Source organism: Gemmatimonadota bacterium (assembly GCA_016704275.1).
In the GTDB taxonomy this organism is placed as follows: Bacteria; Gemmatimonadota; Gemmatimonadetes; order Gemmatimonadales; family GWC2-71-9; genus Palsa-1233.
The window spans coordinates 271,637-285,549 of the sequence record JADJAK010000002.1; the positions used below are offsets into that span (position 1 = coordinate 271,637).

The window sequence follows — 13,913 nt, forward strand, 5'->3', positions numbered from 1 at the left end:
CAACAGCACTTCCGCGACCGACCTTGAACTCCTCCGCAGCGTGCATCGCGAACGCCTCGGTGAGGCGATCGCGCGGAGCGTTGCGCACGCGCTGCGCGACCTCGCGCAGGTCGTCGACGTGGTCGAGCTGACGGCATCGCGGGGTCCCGAAGGGCTCAGGGCCCATGACCAGGCGTGCGCGCGCTTGCGGGACGCGTTGCTCGCCGAGGTCTCGCTGCTCGAGGCGTTCGCGCTCACCGAACGGCAACGGATCACGCCGCTGTCGGTCGCGGACGTCACCGAGGTGGCCGTCCGGCTGGCGCGCCGTGCAATCGGCCCGACGCCGATCACGTTGCGCACCGAAGTGCCGCGCACCCTGCCGCCCGCGATCGGCATTGCCGGCGATGTGGCCGAGGCGATGTACGCCGTGCTGGAGAATGCGATCGAGGCGGTGCGGACGCAGGGGGGCGGGGAGATCGTGGTGTCTGGCGCCGTCGAAGGCGATGCCGTGGTCGTGCGCGTCGCCGACACGGGCCCAGGGATTCCCGAGGTGCTGCGCGATGGCGATCGCGTCTTCGAGCTCTTCGTGAGTGGGGCGAACGCGGCGAACGCGCACGGCATCGGACTACCGGTGGCGCGTGATCTCATCCGTCGTCATGGGGGGGACCTGCAATTGGAGGCCGATGCGACCGCCGGCGCGGTGCTCGCCTTCCGGTTACCGCTCTGGCGGCGTGCCGCTGCCAGCCTCACCGCTCGGCGCGCGTAGCGGCAGTTGGGCGGCCCAGGCCGCCGTGTGATCGCCGGCGCTGGCCGCGCGCAGATTTTCGGATGCCACCTGCTTCACCAACTCCTCGCGCAGAATCCCCGTCGTCGCGGGCGCCTCGATGCCGAGGCGCGCTCCCCGCTTGTCGCACGAGAGCACCACGACCCGGATCCCCCCATCGAGGATGATCGCCTCACCCGGCCGCCGGTTGAGGACCAGCATCGCTCAGACCATCCGCAACAGGTCGTCCATCATTTCATTGGCCGTGGTCACCAGACGCGTCGCCGCGGCGTAGGCCTGCTGCTGGACGATCAACTTCACCATCTCTTCGTCGGTCGACACGCCGGTTTCCGATGAGCGGCGCGAGGAGGCGGAGTCGGCCAGCGTGCTGGCGACCTCAGCGTCGCGCTCGGCATCCCGCACCAGCGTGCCGACCGTGGTCACCAGCGCGGTGTAGAACTCGCCCGGCGTGCTGCTGTTGAGCGACGGGATGCCGGCGTTGCGCAGGCCGGCCAACGCGAGGGCGACGCGGTTGTCGCCCGCTGCCGAGGTCGTACCGGCGACGACATTGGACACCGAGGCGGCGACATCGGTCGACAACCGCATCGTGCCCGCCGTCACACCGGCTGGGTCGAAGAAGTTGATGCCGGTGAGCCCACCCAGCGTCGTGCCACCCGCATGGACCGTGTTGACCGCCCCCACCACGCCGGCGACCAAGCGGTCGAGCTCGGCGCGAATGCTCGGAACCGCCTGCTGCCCCAATGCGGTGAGCGCCGCCAATGTCCCGCCGACCGGATCGATCAGGCGCGCGCTGCCGATGACGCCGACGCCGACGCCGCCGCCAACCAGCGGACGGACTTCGAGCTGCTGCGCGAACTTGCCGTCCACGAGCAGGGTGTCGCCGGTGATGACGCCCACCGAACCATCGGCATGATCGATCACCCGCACCTGGATCAGGTTCGACAACTCGTCGATCAACTGGCCGCGGCGATCCTCGAGATCAGGCGCGGTCTTGTTCGGCCCGCCCTGCACGACGATGTCGCGATTCAATTCGCCGATCTGCGTGGCGAGCGCGTTGACCTGACTGACCGCGTCCTGGGTCCGCGTGGTCGTGTCGGTCGCGAGGTCGGTGAGCCGACCCGAGATCAGTCCGACCTGCTGAATCAGCGAACTGCCGGCCTGCCGGACCACGCTCCGCGCTGCGAGCGAGGAGGGATCGTTGGCGAGGTCACTGAAGGCGCTGAAGAAGGCATCGAGGGTCGCGCCGAGCCCGGTGTCCGACGGCTCGCCGAAGACGGCCTCGACCTGGCCGAGCATGTCACGCAGCGTGTCCGACCGGCCAAGGTTGCCCTGCTCCCGGCGCACGGTGGCGTCGAGAAAGACGTTGCGATTGGCGAAGACGCCGGCGTCGGTGACGCCGCGCCCCACGGTGCCCTTCGGGGTGCGGAACGGCGTCTCGGCAACAATCTCCAGGCGCTGGCGGGTGTACCCCGGCGTCGTGGCGTTGGCGATGTTGTGGCCGGTGACATCGATCGCACGTTGCTGCGTGACGAGGGCGGACCGGGCAATCGACAGAATCGAGGCAAGCGACATGGCTCAGGCCTGCGCGTCGAGAACGACGCCGCTGGGGGTGGGCGAGTCGACCAGCCCCTCCTGGGGCAGGTAGTGCGAGGCGGGCCCGCTCACCGACGAAAATAGCGACTGCAGGTACGCATCGCCTGTCCGCATCGCACTCCGGAGGATCGCCTGGTTCATCGCCAGCTCGCTCACGGCCGCCTCGGCAGCCCGGCGGACCGCGCGGCGCGCCTCGCGGAGGCCGGGGACTTCGCCGATGAAGCGATCGATTCCGTCAAGCCCGACCGACTCGCCGCCGCTGACCAGCTGGACCAGCTGCTCGCGCCGACGACGGGCTTCGTCGAGCGTCAACACGGACCGCGAAACGGCATGGGTCGCTGCATCGATGGCGGCGGTGTCGTCCTCGGCGATGCCGGCACGCTGACGCTCCAGCGCGCCACGCAACTCCGAGAGGAGCCGCTCTTCGGCCTGGATCGCCGCGATGATCTGCGCAGCGCGCAACGGCGCCGCTTCACCCACGTCGGACATTCCCGCTCCCTGCGGCCGGAGCCGCGGTCACCGCCGCGTCCTCCGGTGGGAGGTTGCGACCCAACTGCTTCGTCATCGCAGCGGCCAGTCCGCTGTCACTGCGCTCGGCGGCAAACCGCGCCACCTGTTCGTCGAGCATGCCGGTGAACATCTGTTCACCCGTCGACTGCTCGAGCAACCCGCCCTCGCTCGGCACCGACTGGCGCATCGCCTGAAAGAGCTGCGCGTAGAACACCGACTCCAACGCCTGCGCCTGCTGCTCCAATCGGTCGCGTGCACTCGGCGGCGTCGGACCTTGTCCCGGCACGGCACCGATGCTGCTCATCGGACCACCACCATCGCCGTGATCGCGCCGGCGGCGCGGAGGCCGTCAAAGACCGCGGCCACGTCGGCCGGTGCGGCACCGATCGACTGCAGACCGACCGCGATGTCCCGCACCGTCGCCTGCGGCCCCACAGCCACCACACCCTGCGTCGGGGTGGCTGGCGGTGCATCGCCGACCCGCACGGTGATCCCCTTGAGCGAGACAACCGCCGGCCCGACACGGACATCGCCCCCCGCGACCACGACCCCGCTCCGGGCGTCGATGATGATCCGAGCCACCATCGGGACCGTCACCGGGACGGTGTCGACCGAGGCGAGGAATGCCGGAAGGTTATCGGTCGCTCCGGCCGGAGCCCTGAGCCGGATCGAGCCCGGATCTTCCACCCGGGCCGTGCTGTCGCCGAAGACGGCGTTGACCGCCGCCGCCACCTTGGCCGCCAGCGGATAGTCCGGGGTCCGGAGGAGAAGGCGAGGCTCGGTCACGGCCGCGACCGCCGGGAGGGCCAGTTCGAGCAGCCCGCCGTCGACAATCCGGCCACTTGAGGCGCCACGATTGCCCCAGCGGCCACGATCATCGGCCTGCACCGGCATCGCGCCCTGGGCCGTGGCGATCGGCGCCTGATCGGGGTCCGAAACGAGTGGCGTCATCCAGAGGACGCCCCCGCGAAGGGAGGTGGCGTCACCGAGGGAGGCGACCTGCACCTCGAAGCGTCCGCCCGGCCGCAGGAAGGGCGAGATCTCCGCCGTCACCAGCACCGCGGCCACGTTGCGCAGCCGGAGCCGCTCGGGCGGCACTTCGATGTTGAAGCGTCGGAGGAGGTTGACGACCGACCGCACCGTCTGCACCGAGCCGGACGAGGTGCCGAAGGAGCGATCGCCGCTGCCGTCGAGACCAACGACCAACCCATAGCCCACAATGCGCACCGGCACTTCGCCGGTGCGCGTGGTGAGATCGCCGACACGGACCTGCGCGCCGAGCGCCAGCGGGGCCAGCAACAACGCGGCTGCGAGGGCGTATCTCACGGCCACAGCAACCCGAGGATCTTGCCGAAGAGGCCAGTCTTCGGATCGATGTTCTTCCCCTTGTAGCTGATCGAGGCGTCGGCGATCCTGGACGAGAGCACCGCATTCCCGGCGGTGACGTCTTCGGGACGCACCAGACCGCCGAGTCGCACCTCCTGCTTGCGACCATCAACGGTCACCAACTTGCCACCATCGACCCGGAGCACTCCGCTCGGCTCGATCCCGGTGACCCGCACCGTCAACATCGCCGCCAGGTCACCGGTGCGGTTGCGCTGCCCGGTCTGGTCCGACTCCGACTTGTAGCCGATGCCGACCGATTGGAGGTCGACCGGCGCGGCGTTGGCGTCGATGGTGCCCTTCTGACTGCGATCGGTCTTGGCCCTGGTGATCACCCGTTCGCTCGCGGAGGTCTGCTCGTCGACAATGACGGTCAGCAGATCGCCGACGCGGAGCGGACGTCGGTCGGAGGTCCAGCCCAGCCGGCGGCCGCCCGGCGGTGGCGCCGACGGCCGGACGCTGTCCGTATTGGCTGGGGTAACGGGCGTCTGCGCGGCCAGTGGGCCGGCCATCACGAGCATCGCAACCGCCAGCGCGCGATGAGTGTTCATCGTTCTCCTCCTTCAATCCGGGCGATCCCGGGCGCGGTCATCCGCGCCATCACGCGTCCGGTGGTCGTGCGAGCCTGCACCTTTTCGCCAACACGGGCGGCCGTCAACGCCACCGCGTCCATCTCGATCTCGACGCCATTCCGCGCCCAGACAATGCGGAGCGGCGCACCGCTGGCCACCCCGGTGGGCGCCGCCACGGCCACGCCGCGGAGCGCCTCGCCCGCGCGCAACGTCCGGCGCACTTCCCAGCCGACATCGACCAGCGACGCGGTCGCCTCCGGCGGACCCCACTGCACCGGCGACTCCCATCGGATATCCGCGGCCGTGAGGGTGACACCAGCCGTGAGCGCGCGCGCGGCCACCGGCAACGGGGCGGCGGCTCCGGCGCGCACCCGCACCGCACGCGGTGCGGCGCCACTCGGTTCCAGCGTGACCACCAGCCAGCCATCGCGCCCGATGGTGCCGAGGCGCAGCGGCGCCTCGAGGTCGCTCGCTCGCCACGCGGGCAGCGCGCCCCAGGCGAGCTGAACCGCCGAGGGCGCCAGCTGCCACTGCTCGGCGACTGCGGCCTGCACGCGCGTCGCCAGCGCCGCGGGAACCGCGGGCGCTGGCGTCGTCGCCGCAAGCTGCGCGAGGAGCGCCAGGCTAGCGAATGAGGTCATCGATCGAGCGCATCATGTCTTCGGCCGCGCGAATCGCGCGGGCGTTGATTTCGTACGCGCGCTGGGCCGCGATCATGTCGGTCATCTCCTGCACCACTTCGACATTGCTCGACTCGAGCGATCCCTGCAGGATCCGGCCGAAGCCATTCTCGTCGGGCATGCCGGTCATCGGGGCGCCGGAGGCGGACGATTCGGTGTAGAGGTTGCCGCCGGCGCTCAACAGGCCGGTGGTGTTGGCGAAGCGCGCCAGCTCGATGCGCCCGAGTTCGACCGTCTGGGCATCCTTGCCGACCGACACCGACACCATGCCGTTGCCGCTGATCGTCACCACCGTCGCATCGGGCGGAATCACGATGCCGGGGACGAGCGCGTAGCCACCCTGCGTGAGCAGCTGGCCGCTCTCGGAGAGCGTGAAGGAGCCGTCGCGCGTGTAGGCGATGCCGCCATCGGCGGTCTCGACCTGGAAGAAGCCCTCGCCCTCGATGGTGAGGTCGAGCGGACGCCCCGTCATCTCGGGGCCACCCTGCCCATCGATGCGCGTGACGGCGGCGAGCCGGACGCCGTGGCCGATCTGCATCGCGCTGATCACCGCCTCGCCGTTGGGCGAGCGGGGACCCTGGACCGTTTCGTAGAGGACATCCTCGAACGCCGCGCGACTCCGCTTGAAACCGGTCGTGTTGACGTTGGCCAGGTTGTTGGCGATCACGTCCACCATCTTCTGCTGGGCGATCATGCCGCTCGCCGAGGTGCGCATGCCGGGATTCATGTGAAGTCTCCGTGTGCCATGTGTCGCCGCATCAGACGCGGCCGATGTCGCCAGTGACCGTGCCGAGGACGCCATCCATCGTGCGCAGCGCCTCGGTGTTGGCCGCGTAGGCGCGCTGGATCATGATCAAGTCGACCGTGCCGAGCAGTGGGGAGACATTCGCCTCCTCGAGCGAGCGCTGCCGCAATTGCAGCCCGGCCGCGCCAATCGTCGCGGCGGTCGTGCGGAAGCGGCCTTCGCCCTCCTTCAACAGCGCCGTCGGGCTGGCCACCGTCTCGAAGCGGAGGCGCCCGGCGCGGGCCCCATCCACCAGCACCGTGCCATCGGCCTCGAGGACGAGTTCCTTGCCGGCGACATGCAGCGGTCCATCCTCGCCGAGGAGGAGGTCGCCGTGGCGATCGACGAGGAAGCCCTCGCGGGAGATCTCCAACGACCCGCCACGGGTGAGCCGCTCGCCCTGGGCGGTCCGTACGACGAGGAAGCCATCACCCTCAAGGCCGACGTCGAGGCCGCGGCCGGTCTCCCGGAGCGTCCCCTGACGGAGATCGAGGGTATGCACCGCCGTCGGGGAGGTGTCACCGGCGAGCGCCTGCGCCGTGATGCGGTCGCCCTTGTAGGCGTCGCTCGAGACGTTGGCGAGATTGTTGGCGGTCACTTCCTGCAGCCGGGTGTAGTAGCCGAGGGTACGTGCCGAGGTGACGATCGCAGGCAAGGTCATGGAGCCTCCAAGAGATGCAGGCCCTGAAGGTGCAAGCGATGTGCCGCGCGGGAAGCGTCCGTAACTCCTTTGCCAACAACAGCTTGCACCAACCCCATCAGCCCGCGCCGGTGGTGCGGCAGATCCGTCCGGCAAGTCGTGCCGTTCCGCCGCCGGCTCATAGCGCGAATCCGTCGGCGGTGAGCAGGTCGCGGAGCCGCTTGAGCGCGGCCGTCCGCACCTGCGAGATCCGCGATTCGGTGACGTGGAGCACCTCGGCGATCTGCCGCAGCGTGAGTTCCTCGAAGTAGCAGAGCGTCAGCACGGTGCGCTGCTGTTCGGGGAGCCCGGCGATCGCCTCGCGGAGGACACGCTTCGACTCCTCTTCCTCCAGCGGCGCATCGGGAGCCGGCCCATCGGCGTCGGGGATCATCTCCCCGAGCGTGACGTTGCCGCGCTCGCTCGAGGGAACCGGCGCGTCGATCGGGATCATCGTGGTGGTCTCGCCATCGGCATGCCAGCGCCAGTAGGTCGGGACATCGATCTGCAGCGCCGTCGCGACCTCGTCGGGCGTCGCCGGGCGCCCGAGCGTGCGCGCGAGTGCGTCCGCGGCAGCGTGCAGCTCGCGCACCCGAGTGCGCACCGAGCGCGGACGCCAGTCGGCGGCGCGAAGTTCGTCGAGGACCGCGCCGCGGATCCGCGTGGTGGCATAGGTGCTGAAGGCCGCACCCTTGGTGGCATCGAAGCCTTCGAAGGCCTGCACCAACCCGAGCGTGCCCGCCCCGATCAGATCGTCGTACGCCACCGCGTCACCGACCCGGGCCGCGATCTGCCGGACCACGTGATGCACGAGCCCGAGATGCTGTGACAACAGCTCCGCGCGCGCCGATGCATCGTGCTCGTCACGCCAGCGTTGCCAGAGGTACTCGCTGGGCGTGGTCATGTGGATCAGGCCGCCGACATCGCGGCACGCGACATCAGCTGTGTCGCCAGGCCGGCGAAGGCGCGCTGGGCGGCCGTCCCCTGACTCGGGCGGAGGAGCCGCGCCGGATCGGCGGCCAGGGCGCGCATCTCCCGATCTTCCGGGACGCCGCCGAGGTACTCGATCGGGCGGCCGAGGAAGCGGGCCGCGGCGGCACGCAGCTTGTCGAACGCCATTTCTCCTTCGTGCGGTTCGTGCAGGCGGTTCACCACGATATCGACCGGCAATCGCGGCAACTGCCCGTGCACCACCTTGATCAACGCATACGCGTCGGTCAGGGCCGTCGCTTCCGGCATCGTCATCACCACGAGGCGCGTCGCGTGAAGTGCGACACAGCGCAGCGCACTGTCGAGTCCCGCCGCGGCGTCGACGATGACGGCATCGTAGTCGGCGTAGATCCCGCTCACCCGCCGCTGGAGTCGCGCCCGATCGGTCGGGCCGAGGCGCTGCACGGCGTCGGTGCCCGAATCGGCGGGCATCAGGAAGAGGCGCTCGGCCACCGGGAGGACAATGTCCGAGGGCGCGAGCGACTCATGCAGGAGCGCCTCGGGTGTCAGCGTGGGGCGCACACCGAGCAGGACGTGGAGGTTGCCAAGGTTCTGGTCGCCATCCACCAGCAGCACGCGGTGCCCCGCCTCGGCGAGCGACGCGGCAAAGGAAACCGCAGCGATCGACTTGCCGACGCCGCCCTTGCCGCTGCCCACGACCACCGCGGGCGCGTCGCCCCCGCCCGCAGGGAGCGGGAAGCGGATCGGATCGCGGCGCGCTTCGCGCAGGGCGGCGGCCTGATCGTTCATGCGACCTCCTGCGTGCGCAACTGGCGTTCGGCCAACCGCGCCGCTGCCGGCGCGAGCCACGGCTCGGCCGCGTGGAGGTCACTGGGGACTTCCTGACCGTCGGTGCACCAGCGGATCGGGCGCCGGTCGGCGACGGCGATGTCGAAGACGCGGGAGTCGGTCGGGCACTCGTCGAGCTTGGTGGCGAGCAGGTGCGTCACGCCGAAGCTGGCGTACTGTGCCACGATCCGACGCACCAACTGCGGCATCAACCCCGCGGGGATGACCACGTGCACTTCATCGGGGGCCAGGTGCAGCAACCACCGCCGCAGTGTGGCGAGGTCATCGCCCTGCTTGGGCGAGCGCCCCGGCGTGTCGATGAGGATCACATCGCAATCGGCCAGTCGTGCCATCGCGGGCGCGAGCTCGGCCTCGCACGAGGCGGTGGCGAGCGGCAATCCCGCGATCTCGGCGTACGCGGCGAGCTGTTCGACGGCGCCGATGCGATAGTGGTCGAGTCCGAGCAGTCCGACCCGTTGCGCACCGAACGCCACCGCCGAGGTTGCCAGCTTGGCGATGGTGGTGGTCTTCCCCGCCCCGGTCGGGCCGACGAGCGCAATCACGCGTGGGCGTGTCTTGGCACGGCGGCTCGCGGTGGCGGGCGCAGGACGGGCCGGCACATCGCTCACCTGGTCGGTGAGAATGCGGCGGAAGTCCCGAGGTTCCGGCATCATCGTGCGCGCGCCAGGCGCGGGGCGGAGAGCCGGTGGTGGTTCGTCGGTGGCCACGACGGTGAAGCGACCACCCTCGCGATGGACGGCCACGATGGTGGCATCCGCGCCCAACCGCTCACGGGCCTGCTGCAGCAGCGACGGGACGTGGGTCCCGGTAAACGTTTCAAGTGGCACGGGTCAGCTCCCACATCGCGAGACTCTGGACCGGCATCTGCGGCGGCAATTCGCCGAGCGAGACCACCGGGAGGTCGGGCAGAATCGGTTCAACCAGGCGACGGATGCCCACGCGGAGCGCAGGCGGGGTAATCAGCGGCCTCGAGCGGCCGTCGCGGCGCGCGGTCGTGGCCAGCTCATTCAGGGCACGCAACAGACCGGTCAACTGGTCGGGCTCGAGCGTTTGGCCATCGCGCGTGGCCCGAGGGGCGAAGAGCATCATCAACGCCGACTCCAGTCGCGGGCCGATGGTGATGCCGCGCACGGTGCCGTCCGGATCGGCGAAGAGTTGGGCGACCACGTTCGCGAGCGCCCGCCGCACATGCTCGGTGAGCACTTCCGGATCCTTGCTCTGGTCGGCGGCGTCGGAGAGCGTCTCGAGAATGGTGACGAGGTCGCGAACCGGCAGTCCCTCGCGCAGCAGGCGCTGCAGCACGCGGTGCAGCGCACCAAGCGGCAGCTTCGCGGGGATGAGGTCGTCCACGAGCGCGGGGTGCGTTTCGCGCAGGCCGTCGACGAGCTCGCGGACATCCTGACGCGAAAGAATGTCGCCGGCGTGACGCCGAATCGTCTCCATCAGGTGCGTGGCCAGCACGGTCGGGGCCTCGACCACGCTGTAGCCACTCGCCTCCGCCTCGATGCGCCGCTCGGGCGTGATCCAGAGCGCCGGAATGCCGAAGGTCGGATCGGTGGTGCGAATGCCGTCGAGCGGCAGCCCGCGACCGCCAGCGTCAAGCGCCAGCAGGTAACGCGGCATGATCTCGCCGCCGGCGACCCGCACGCCGCGCAACCGGATGGCATACTCGGTCGGCGAGAGCTGGATGTTGTCGCGAATGCGTGCCGGCGGGACGATGATGCCGAGTTCGGTGGCGAGCTGCCGACGGAGCAGTCCGATCCGCGGCAGGAGGTCGCCCTGTTGCGCCTCATCCACGAGCGGGATGAGGGCGTAGCCGAGTTCGACCTCGATCGGCTCGACCTGGAGCAGTTCACGCATCTGTGCCGTCCCCGGCACAGCCGACGCGACCGTCGCGCTTGGCGTGGTGCTCACCGGCGCCATCACGCTCGACGGGCGACGGCCAGCCCACGCCATCGCGCCCGCCGCCCCGGCCAGGGCCAGGAACGGCAGCGCCGGCAGGCCGGGCAAGATCGCCAGCAACACCAGGACCCCGGCCGACATGCCCAGCGCGCGCGGGTTGCGCGTCAGCTGGCCGCCGAGCGCCTGACCGACACCAGGCGAGGAGGCGCCATAGGTCGTGATGATGCCGGCCGACGTGCTGACGATCAGCGCCGGAATCTGGGAAACGAGGCCGTCGCCGATCGACAGCCCGCTGTAGCGGGTGATCGCGTCGCTGGCACTGAGCCCCTGCTGCATCATCCCGATCGCGAAGCCGCCAACGAGGTTGATCGCCGTGATGATGAGCCCGGCCACGGCGTCGCCGCGGACGAACTTCGCCGCACCGTCCATCGCGCCATAGAAGTCGGCATACCGTGCCACGTCGGTGCGGCGCCGCCGCGCCTCGGCCTCGTCGATCAGGCCGGCACCGAGGTCGGCGTCGATCGCCATCTGCTTGCCGGGCATCGCGTCGAGGGTGAAGCGCGCCGCGACTTCCGCGATGCGCCCAGAGCCCTTGGTGATCACCATGAAGTTGATCACCACGAGAATCAGGAAGATCACCAGGCCGACGACGACGTTGCCGCCGATCAGGAAGTTGCCGAAGGCGTTGATCACCTCGCCGGCGTACCCGTCCGCCAGGATCAGTCGCGTCGTGCTGACGTTCAAACCAAGGCGGAAGAGCGTCAACAGGAGCAGCAGTGACGGGAAGCCGCTGAAGTCGATCGGATCGCGGGTGCCGAGCGTCACGAGCAGCACCAGCACCGAGAGGGCAATGCTCAGCGCGAGCAGCCCATCCAGCAGGATCGGGGGCAGCGGCACGATGAGCAGTGCCACGATGAGCATCACGCCAATCGCCAGCCACCCCTCGGTGCCGAGGGCGCGCTTGAAGACGTTGGGTGCGGTCGAGCCTCCGGCGCCGCTCCGCGCAGCGGGCAGCACGCCGACGCCGCGGCCGGAGGTTTCCGCCGCGGTGGTGCTGATCGGGGCGAGTCCGCCGACGGCGCTCACCGGCCGCGCACCTCAGCCAGGTGCTGCGGCAGGCGTCCGCGCACACGGTAGACGAACGCGAGCACCTCGGCGACGGCGGCGTAGAGCGCCGGGGGAATCGGCTGGCCAACGCGCGCCCCGGCAAGAAGGGCGCGGGCGACCGGGACGTTGCGCACGATCGGCACGCCGGCCTCGCGGGCGATCGCACGGATCCGTTCGGCGAGCTTGCGCTGCCCCATCGCCACCACCACCGGGGCAATCGACTTGCGCCCGTCGTAGCGGATCGCGATGGCGATCTCGGTCGGGTTGACGATCACCACGTCGGCCTGCTTGACCTGCTGCAGCATCCGGCGGCGCGCAAAGCTCTGCGCCAGGGAGCGGCGGCGGCTCCGCAACATCGGGTCGCCCTCGCTCTCGCGCATTTCGTCGAAGATCTCGCGGCGCGTCATCCGCAGCCCCTTCTGGTGGCGCCAGACCTCGAACAGGTAGTCAACCACGGCGACGGCAGCGAAGGCACCGACGGCAAAGAGCACGAGTCGGATGGTGACCGATCGTGTCGTGGCCAGCACCGCGGGCGCGGTCGCACCAACGAGCCCGGTCAGCTCGGGCCAGGCGCGCGAGAGTGCCACCCACGTCACCCAACCGATGACGCCGAGCTTCACCATGGCCTTGCCGAGGGCGAAGAGCGATTGCACCGAGAGGAGTCGGCCGAGGCCGGCGATCGGCGAGATGCGCGAGAGCTGCGGCGTGATCGGCGTGAACGAGAGGACGCCGCGCGCCTGGATCACGTTGACGACCAGCACCGGGACGACCACGGCCGCGAGGAACGGCAGCAACGCCGTGAGCGTCGTCTCGGTCAGGCCCCGCAACAGTGCCGCCGCCCCTGCCTCCGTCATCTCCGGCCCCGACAACGCGGTCACGGTCCGACGGAGCACACTGAAGGACCCCTCACCCAGCGCGCTCCCGCCAAACGCGGCGAGCGCAGTGGCACCCGACAGGAGGACGATCGCCGCGGAAAGCTCCTGGCTCTTCGGGACGCGTCCTTCGTCCATCGCCTGTTCAAGCCGGCGCTGGGTGGGGAGTTCACTCTTTTGCTGGGCATGGTATTCGGCCATGGCTCGGGCCACGCCGGCACGAAGGATTGCACCACGGCATCGGTGCTTCGCCCGAGGTCATTGGCCCAGCCGGTGACAAAGCCGGTTGCCAACGGCAGCGTCGCGCCCAGCGCGATCAAGCCGACGGCGACCGTCACCGGCACCGCCACCATCATGGTGTTGAGCTGCGGGACCGCCCGATTCACCACGGCGAGCGCGAGGTTGGTCACCAGCAGCGCGACCATCATCGGCGCCGCCACCTGCACCGCGGTGGAGAAGACGCCGCCCGCCAGCACGACCATGTAGCGGCCACCCTCGGCCACATCGATCGCCGAGCCGGGTGGGATCACCAGCAGCGACCGCGCGAGCCCGGTGAGCAGCGTGAGATGCCCGCCGACCGCGACATAGACCGCGAGCACGAACTGCCCCTCCAGCTGCCCGATCCCGGGAGAGCCGATGTTGTTCATTCCGCCGATGGCAGCGCCGAGCGACAACCCCATCTGCAGCGAGATGACTTCCGCGGCCACCGCCACGCCATAGAGGAAGCAGGCCGCGGCCAGGCCGATCGCCAGCCCCAGCAGCAACTCCGCCACCAGCGGCACGACCAGCGACGGCCCGTCGATCGGCCACTCCACCGGCGGCACGAGCGGCAGGAGCGCCAGCGACAACACCACCGCAATCGACCCGCGCAACCGCGCCGGCACCACCGTCATCGCCCAGAGCGGGGCGACCGTCATCAAGCCGGCGACGCGCGCGCTGACGAAGGCGAAGTTGGGCCAGTTGATCGGCTGGAGCGCGTCGACCAGGTTCAGCGAGTTCATCGCGCGGCCTGGGGCAACGACTGCAGCATGCCGACGGTGAACTCGACCATCGCCCGGAGCATCCAGGGGAGCGCCGCGACGAACACGACGGCGACGACCACCAGCTTCGGAATGAAGGTGAGGCTCTGTTCCTGCACCTGCGTCACCGCCTGCATCAGCGAGATCACGACGCCGACGATCAGCGCGGCCAGCAACAGCGGACCGCCCACGGTGAGCACCACCGTGAGCGAGCGCTGCAGCAGGTCGGCGGCAATCAGCGGGGTCATC

Annotated in this window: 17 protein-coding genes; 1 reads left to right on the forward strand and 16 read right to left on the reverse strand. The window is 70.0% G+C overall.

Annotation, left to right across the window (positions count from 1 at the left end):
* Positions 1-40 precede the first annotated feature (40 nt).
* Positions 41-745 carry a sensor histidine kinase gene (locus tag IPG05_05005; GenBank protein MBK6494442.1) on the forward strand — a complete coding sequence of 235 codons (705 nt, stop codon included), beginning with the start codon at positions 41-43 and terminating at the stop codon, positions 743-745.
* On the opposite strand, the gene IPG05_05010 is transcribed toward IPG05_05005, so the two are convergent.
* The 16 genes from IPG05_05010 to IPG05_05085 all read right to left on the reverse strand — a co-directional run bounded on the left by IPG05_05010 (position 695) and on the right by IPG05_05085 (position 13,912).
* On the reverse strand, positions 695-964 hold the full coding sequence (locus tag IPG05_05010) for a carbon storage regulator (protein MBK6494443.1): 270 nt from the start codon (positions 962-964) through the stop codon (positions 695-697). The genes IPG05_05005 and IPG05_05010 overlap by 51 nt on opposite strands.
* 3 nt (positions 965-967) lie before the next feature.
* Entirely contained in the window at positions 968-2,335 is a 1,368-nt protein-coding gene (flgK, locus tag IPG05_05015; GenBank protein MBK6494444.1) for a flagellar hook-associated protein FlgK, read from the reverse strand.
* Between the two features lie 3 nt (positions 2,336-2,338).
* Positions 2,339-2,845 carry a flagellar export chaperone FlgN gene (gene flgN / locus IPG05_05020; GenBank protein ID MBK6494445.1) on the reverse strand — a complete coding sequence of 169 codons (507 nt, stop codon included), beginning with the start codon at positions 2,843-2,845 and terminating at the stop codon, positions 2,339-2,341.
* Positions 2,829-3,170 (reverse strand): rod-binding protein, encoded by a 342-nt coding sequence (locus tag IPG05_05025; GenBank protein ID MBK6494446.1) that lies wholly within the window; start codon positions 3,168-3,170, stop codon positions 2,829-2,831. The genes flgN and IPG05_05025 overlap by 17 nt, the downstream gene beginning before the upstream one ends.
* The gene (locus IPG05_05030; GenBank protein MBK6494447.1) at positions 3,167-4,192 is read right to left on the reverse strand and encodes a flagellar basal body P-ring protein FlgI; all 1,026 of its coding nucleotides are present in this window, start codon (positions 4,190-4,192) and stop codon (positions 3,167-3,169) included. The genes IPG05_05025 and IPG05_05030 overlap by 4 nt, the downstream gene beginning before the upstream one ends.
* On the reverse strand, positions 4,189-4,800 hold the full coding sequence (locus tag IPG05_05035) for a flagellar basal body L-ring protein FlgH (protein ID MBK6494448.1): 612 nt from the start codon (positions 4,798-4,800) through the stop codon (positions 4,189-4,191). The genes IPG05_05030 and IPG05_05035 overlap by 4 nt, the downstream gene beginning before the upstream one ends.
* A complete protein-coding gene (gene flgA, locus IPG05_05040) occupies positions 4,797-5,462 on the reverse strand; it encodes a flagellar basal body P-ring formation protein FlgA (GenBank protein MBK6494449.1) in 666 nt (221 codons plus the stop codon). Before flgA ends, IPG05_05035 begins: the two co-directional genes overlap by 4 nt.
* Entirely contained in the window at positions 5,446-6,228 is a 783-nt protein-coding gene (gene flgG, locus IPG05_05045) for a flagellar basal-body rod protein FlgG (protein MBK6494450.1), read from the reverse strand. The genes flgA and flgG overlap by 17 nt, the downstream gene beginning before the upstream one ends.
* 31 nt (positions 6,229-6,259) lie before the next feature.
* Entirely contained in the window at positions 6,260-6,946 is a 687-nt protein-coding gene (locus IPG05_05050) for a flagellar hook basal-body protein (GenBank protein ID MBK6494451.1), read from the reverse strand.
* A gap of 157 nt (positions 6,947-7,103) precedes the next feature.
* A complete protein-coding gene (locus tag IPG05_05055; protein ID MBK6494452.1) occupies positions 7,104-7,868 on the reverse strand; it encodes a FliA/WhiG family RNA polymerase sigma factor in 765 nt (254 codons plus the stop codon).
* Between the two features lie 5 nt (positions 7,869-7,873).
* Positions 7,874-8,704 (reverse strand): AAA family ATPase, encoded by an 831-nt coding sequence (locus IPG05_05060; GenBank protein MBK6494453.1) that lies wholly within the window; start codon positions 8,702-8,704, stop codon positions 7,874-7,876.
* Positions 8,701-9,591: a hypothetical protein gene (locus tag IPG05_05065; GenBank protein ID MBK6494454.1), complete on the reverse strand. Its 891-nt coding sequence runs from the start codon at positions 9,589-9,591 to the stop codon at positions 8,701-8,703. Before IPG05_05065 ends, IPG05_05060 begins: the two co-directional genes overlap by 4 nt.
* Complete coding sequence (gene flhA, locus IPG05_05070; protein ID MBK6494455.1) at positions 9,581-11,587, reverse strand: flagellar biosynthesis protein FlhA; 2,007 nt, start codon at positions 11,585-11,587, stop codon at positions 9,581-9,583. The genes IPG05_05065 and flhA overlap by 11 nt, the downstream gene beginning before the upstream one ends.
* 161 nt (positions 11,588-11,748) lie before the next feature.
* Complete coding sequence (locus tag IPG05_05075; protein ID MBK6494456.1) at positions 11,749-12,666, reverse strand: EscU/YscU/HrcU family type III secretion system export apparatus switch protein; 918 nt, start codon at positions 12,664-12,666, stop codon at positions 11,749-11,751.
* The gene (locus IPG05_05080; protein MBK6494457.1) at positions 12,648-13,646 is read right to left on the reverse strand and encodes a flagellar biosynthetic protein FliR; all 999 of its coding nucleotides are present in this window, start codon (positions 13,644-13,646) and stop codon (positions 12,648-12,650) included. The genes IPG05_05075 and IPG05_05080 overlap by 19 nt, the downstream gene beginning before the upstream one ends.
* Positions 13,643-13,912, reverse strand: coding sequence for a flagellar biosynthetic protein FliQ (locus IPG05_05085; GenBank protein MBK6494458.1), 270 nt, complete (start codon positions 13,910-13,912; stop codon positions 13,643-13,645). The genes IPG05_05080 and IPG05_05085 overlap by 4 nt, the downstream gene beginning before the upstream one ends.
* Position 13,913: the final 1 nt, after the last annotated feature.

Excerpts from the sequence above, each read along its gene's own strand:
- IPG05_05025 (MBK6494446.1), bottom strand. The coding sequence starts at position 3,170 with ATGAGCAGCATCGGTGCCGTGCCGGGACAAGGTCCGACGCCGCCGAGT.
- flhA (MBK6494455.1), bottom strand. The coding sequence starts at position 11,587 with ATGCTCATCGTGGCACTGCTCATCGTGCCGCTGCCCCCGATCCTGCTG.
- IPG05_05060 (MBK6494453.1), bottom strand. The coding sequence starts at position 8,704 with ATGAACGATCAGGCCGCCGCCCTGCGCGAAGCGCGCCGCGATCCGATC.
- IPG05_05055 (MBK6494452.1), bottom strand. The coding sequence starts at position 7,868 with ATGACCACGCCCAGCGAGTACCTCTGGCAACGCTGGCGTGACGAGCAC.
- IPG05_05050 (MBK6494451.1), bottom strand. The coding sequence starts at position 6,946 with ATGACCTTGCCTGCGATCGTCACCTCGGCACGTACCCTCGGCTACTAC.
- flgG (MBK6494450.1), bottom strand. The coding sequence starts at position 6,228 with ATGAATCCCGGCATGCGCACCTCGGCGAGCGGCATGATCGCCCAGCAG.
- flgN (MBK6494445.1), bottom strand. The coding sequence starts at position 2,845 with ATGTCCGACGTGGGTGAAGCGGCGCCGTTGCGCGCTGCGCAGATCATC.
- IPG05_05085 (MBK6494458.1), bottom strand. The coding sequence starts at position 13,912 with ATGACCCCGCTGATTGCCGCCGACCTGCTGCAGCGCTCGCTCACGGTG.
- flgA (MBK6494449.1), bottom strand. The coding sequence starts at position 5,462 with ATGACCTCATTCGCTAGCCTGGCGCTCCTCGCGCAGCTTGCGGCGACG.
- IPG05_05080 (MBK6494457.1), bottom strand. The coding sequence starts at position 13,646 with ATGAACTCGCTGAACCTGGTCGACGCGCTCCAGCCGATCAACTGGCCC.
- IPG05_05035 (MBK6494448.1), bottom strand. The coding sequence starts at position 4,800 with ATGAACACTCATCGCGCGCTGGCGGTTGCGATGCTCGTGATGGCCGGC.
- flgK (MBK6494444.1), bottom strand. The coding sequence starts at position 2,335 with ATGTCGCTTGCCTCGATTCTGTCGATTGCCCGGTCCGCCCTCGTCACG.
- IPG05_05010 (MBK6494443.1), bottom strand. The coding sequence starts at position 964 with ATGCTGGTCCTCAACCGGCGGCCGGGTGAGGCGATCATCCTCGATGGG.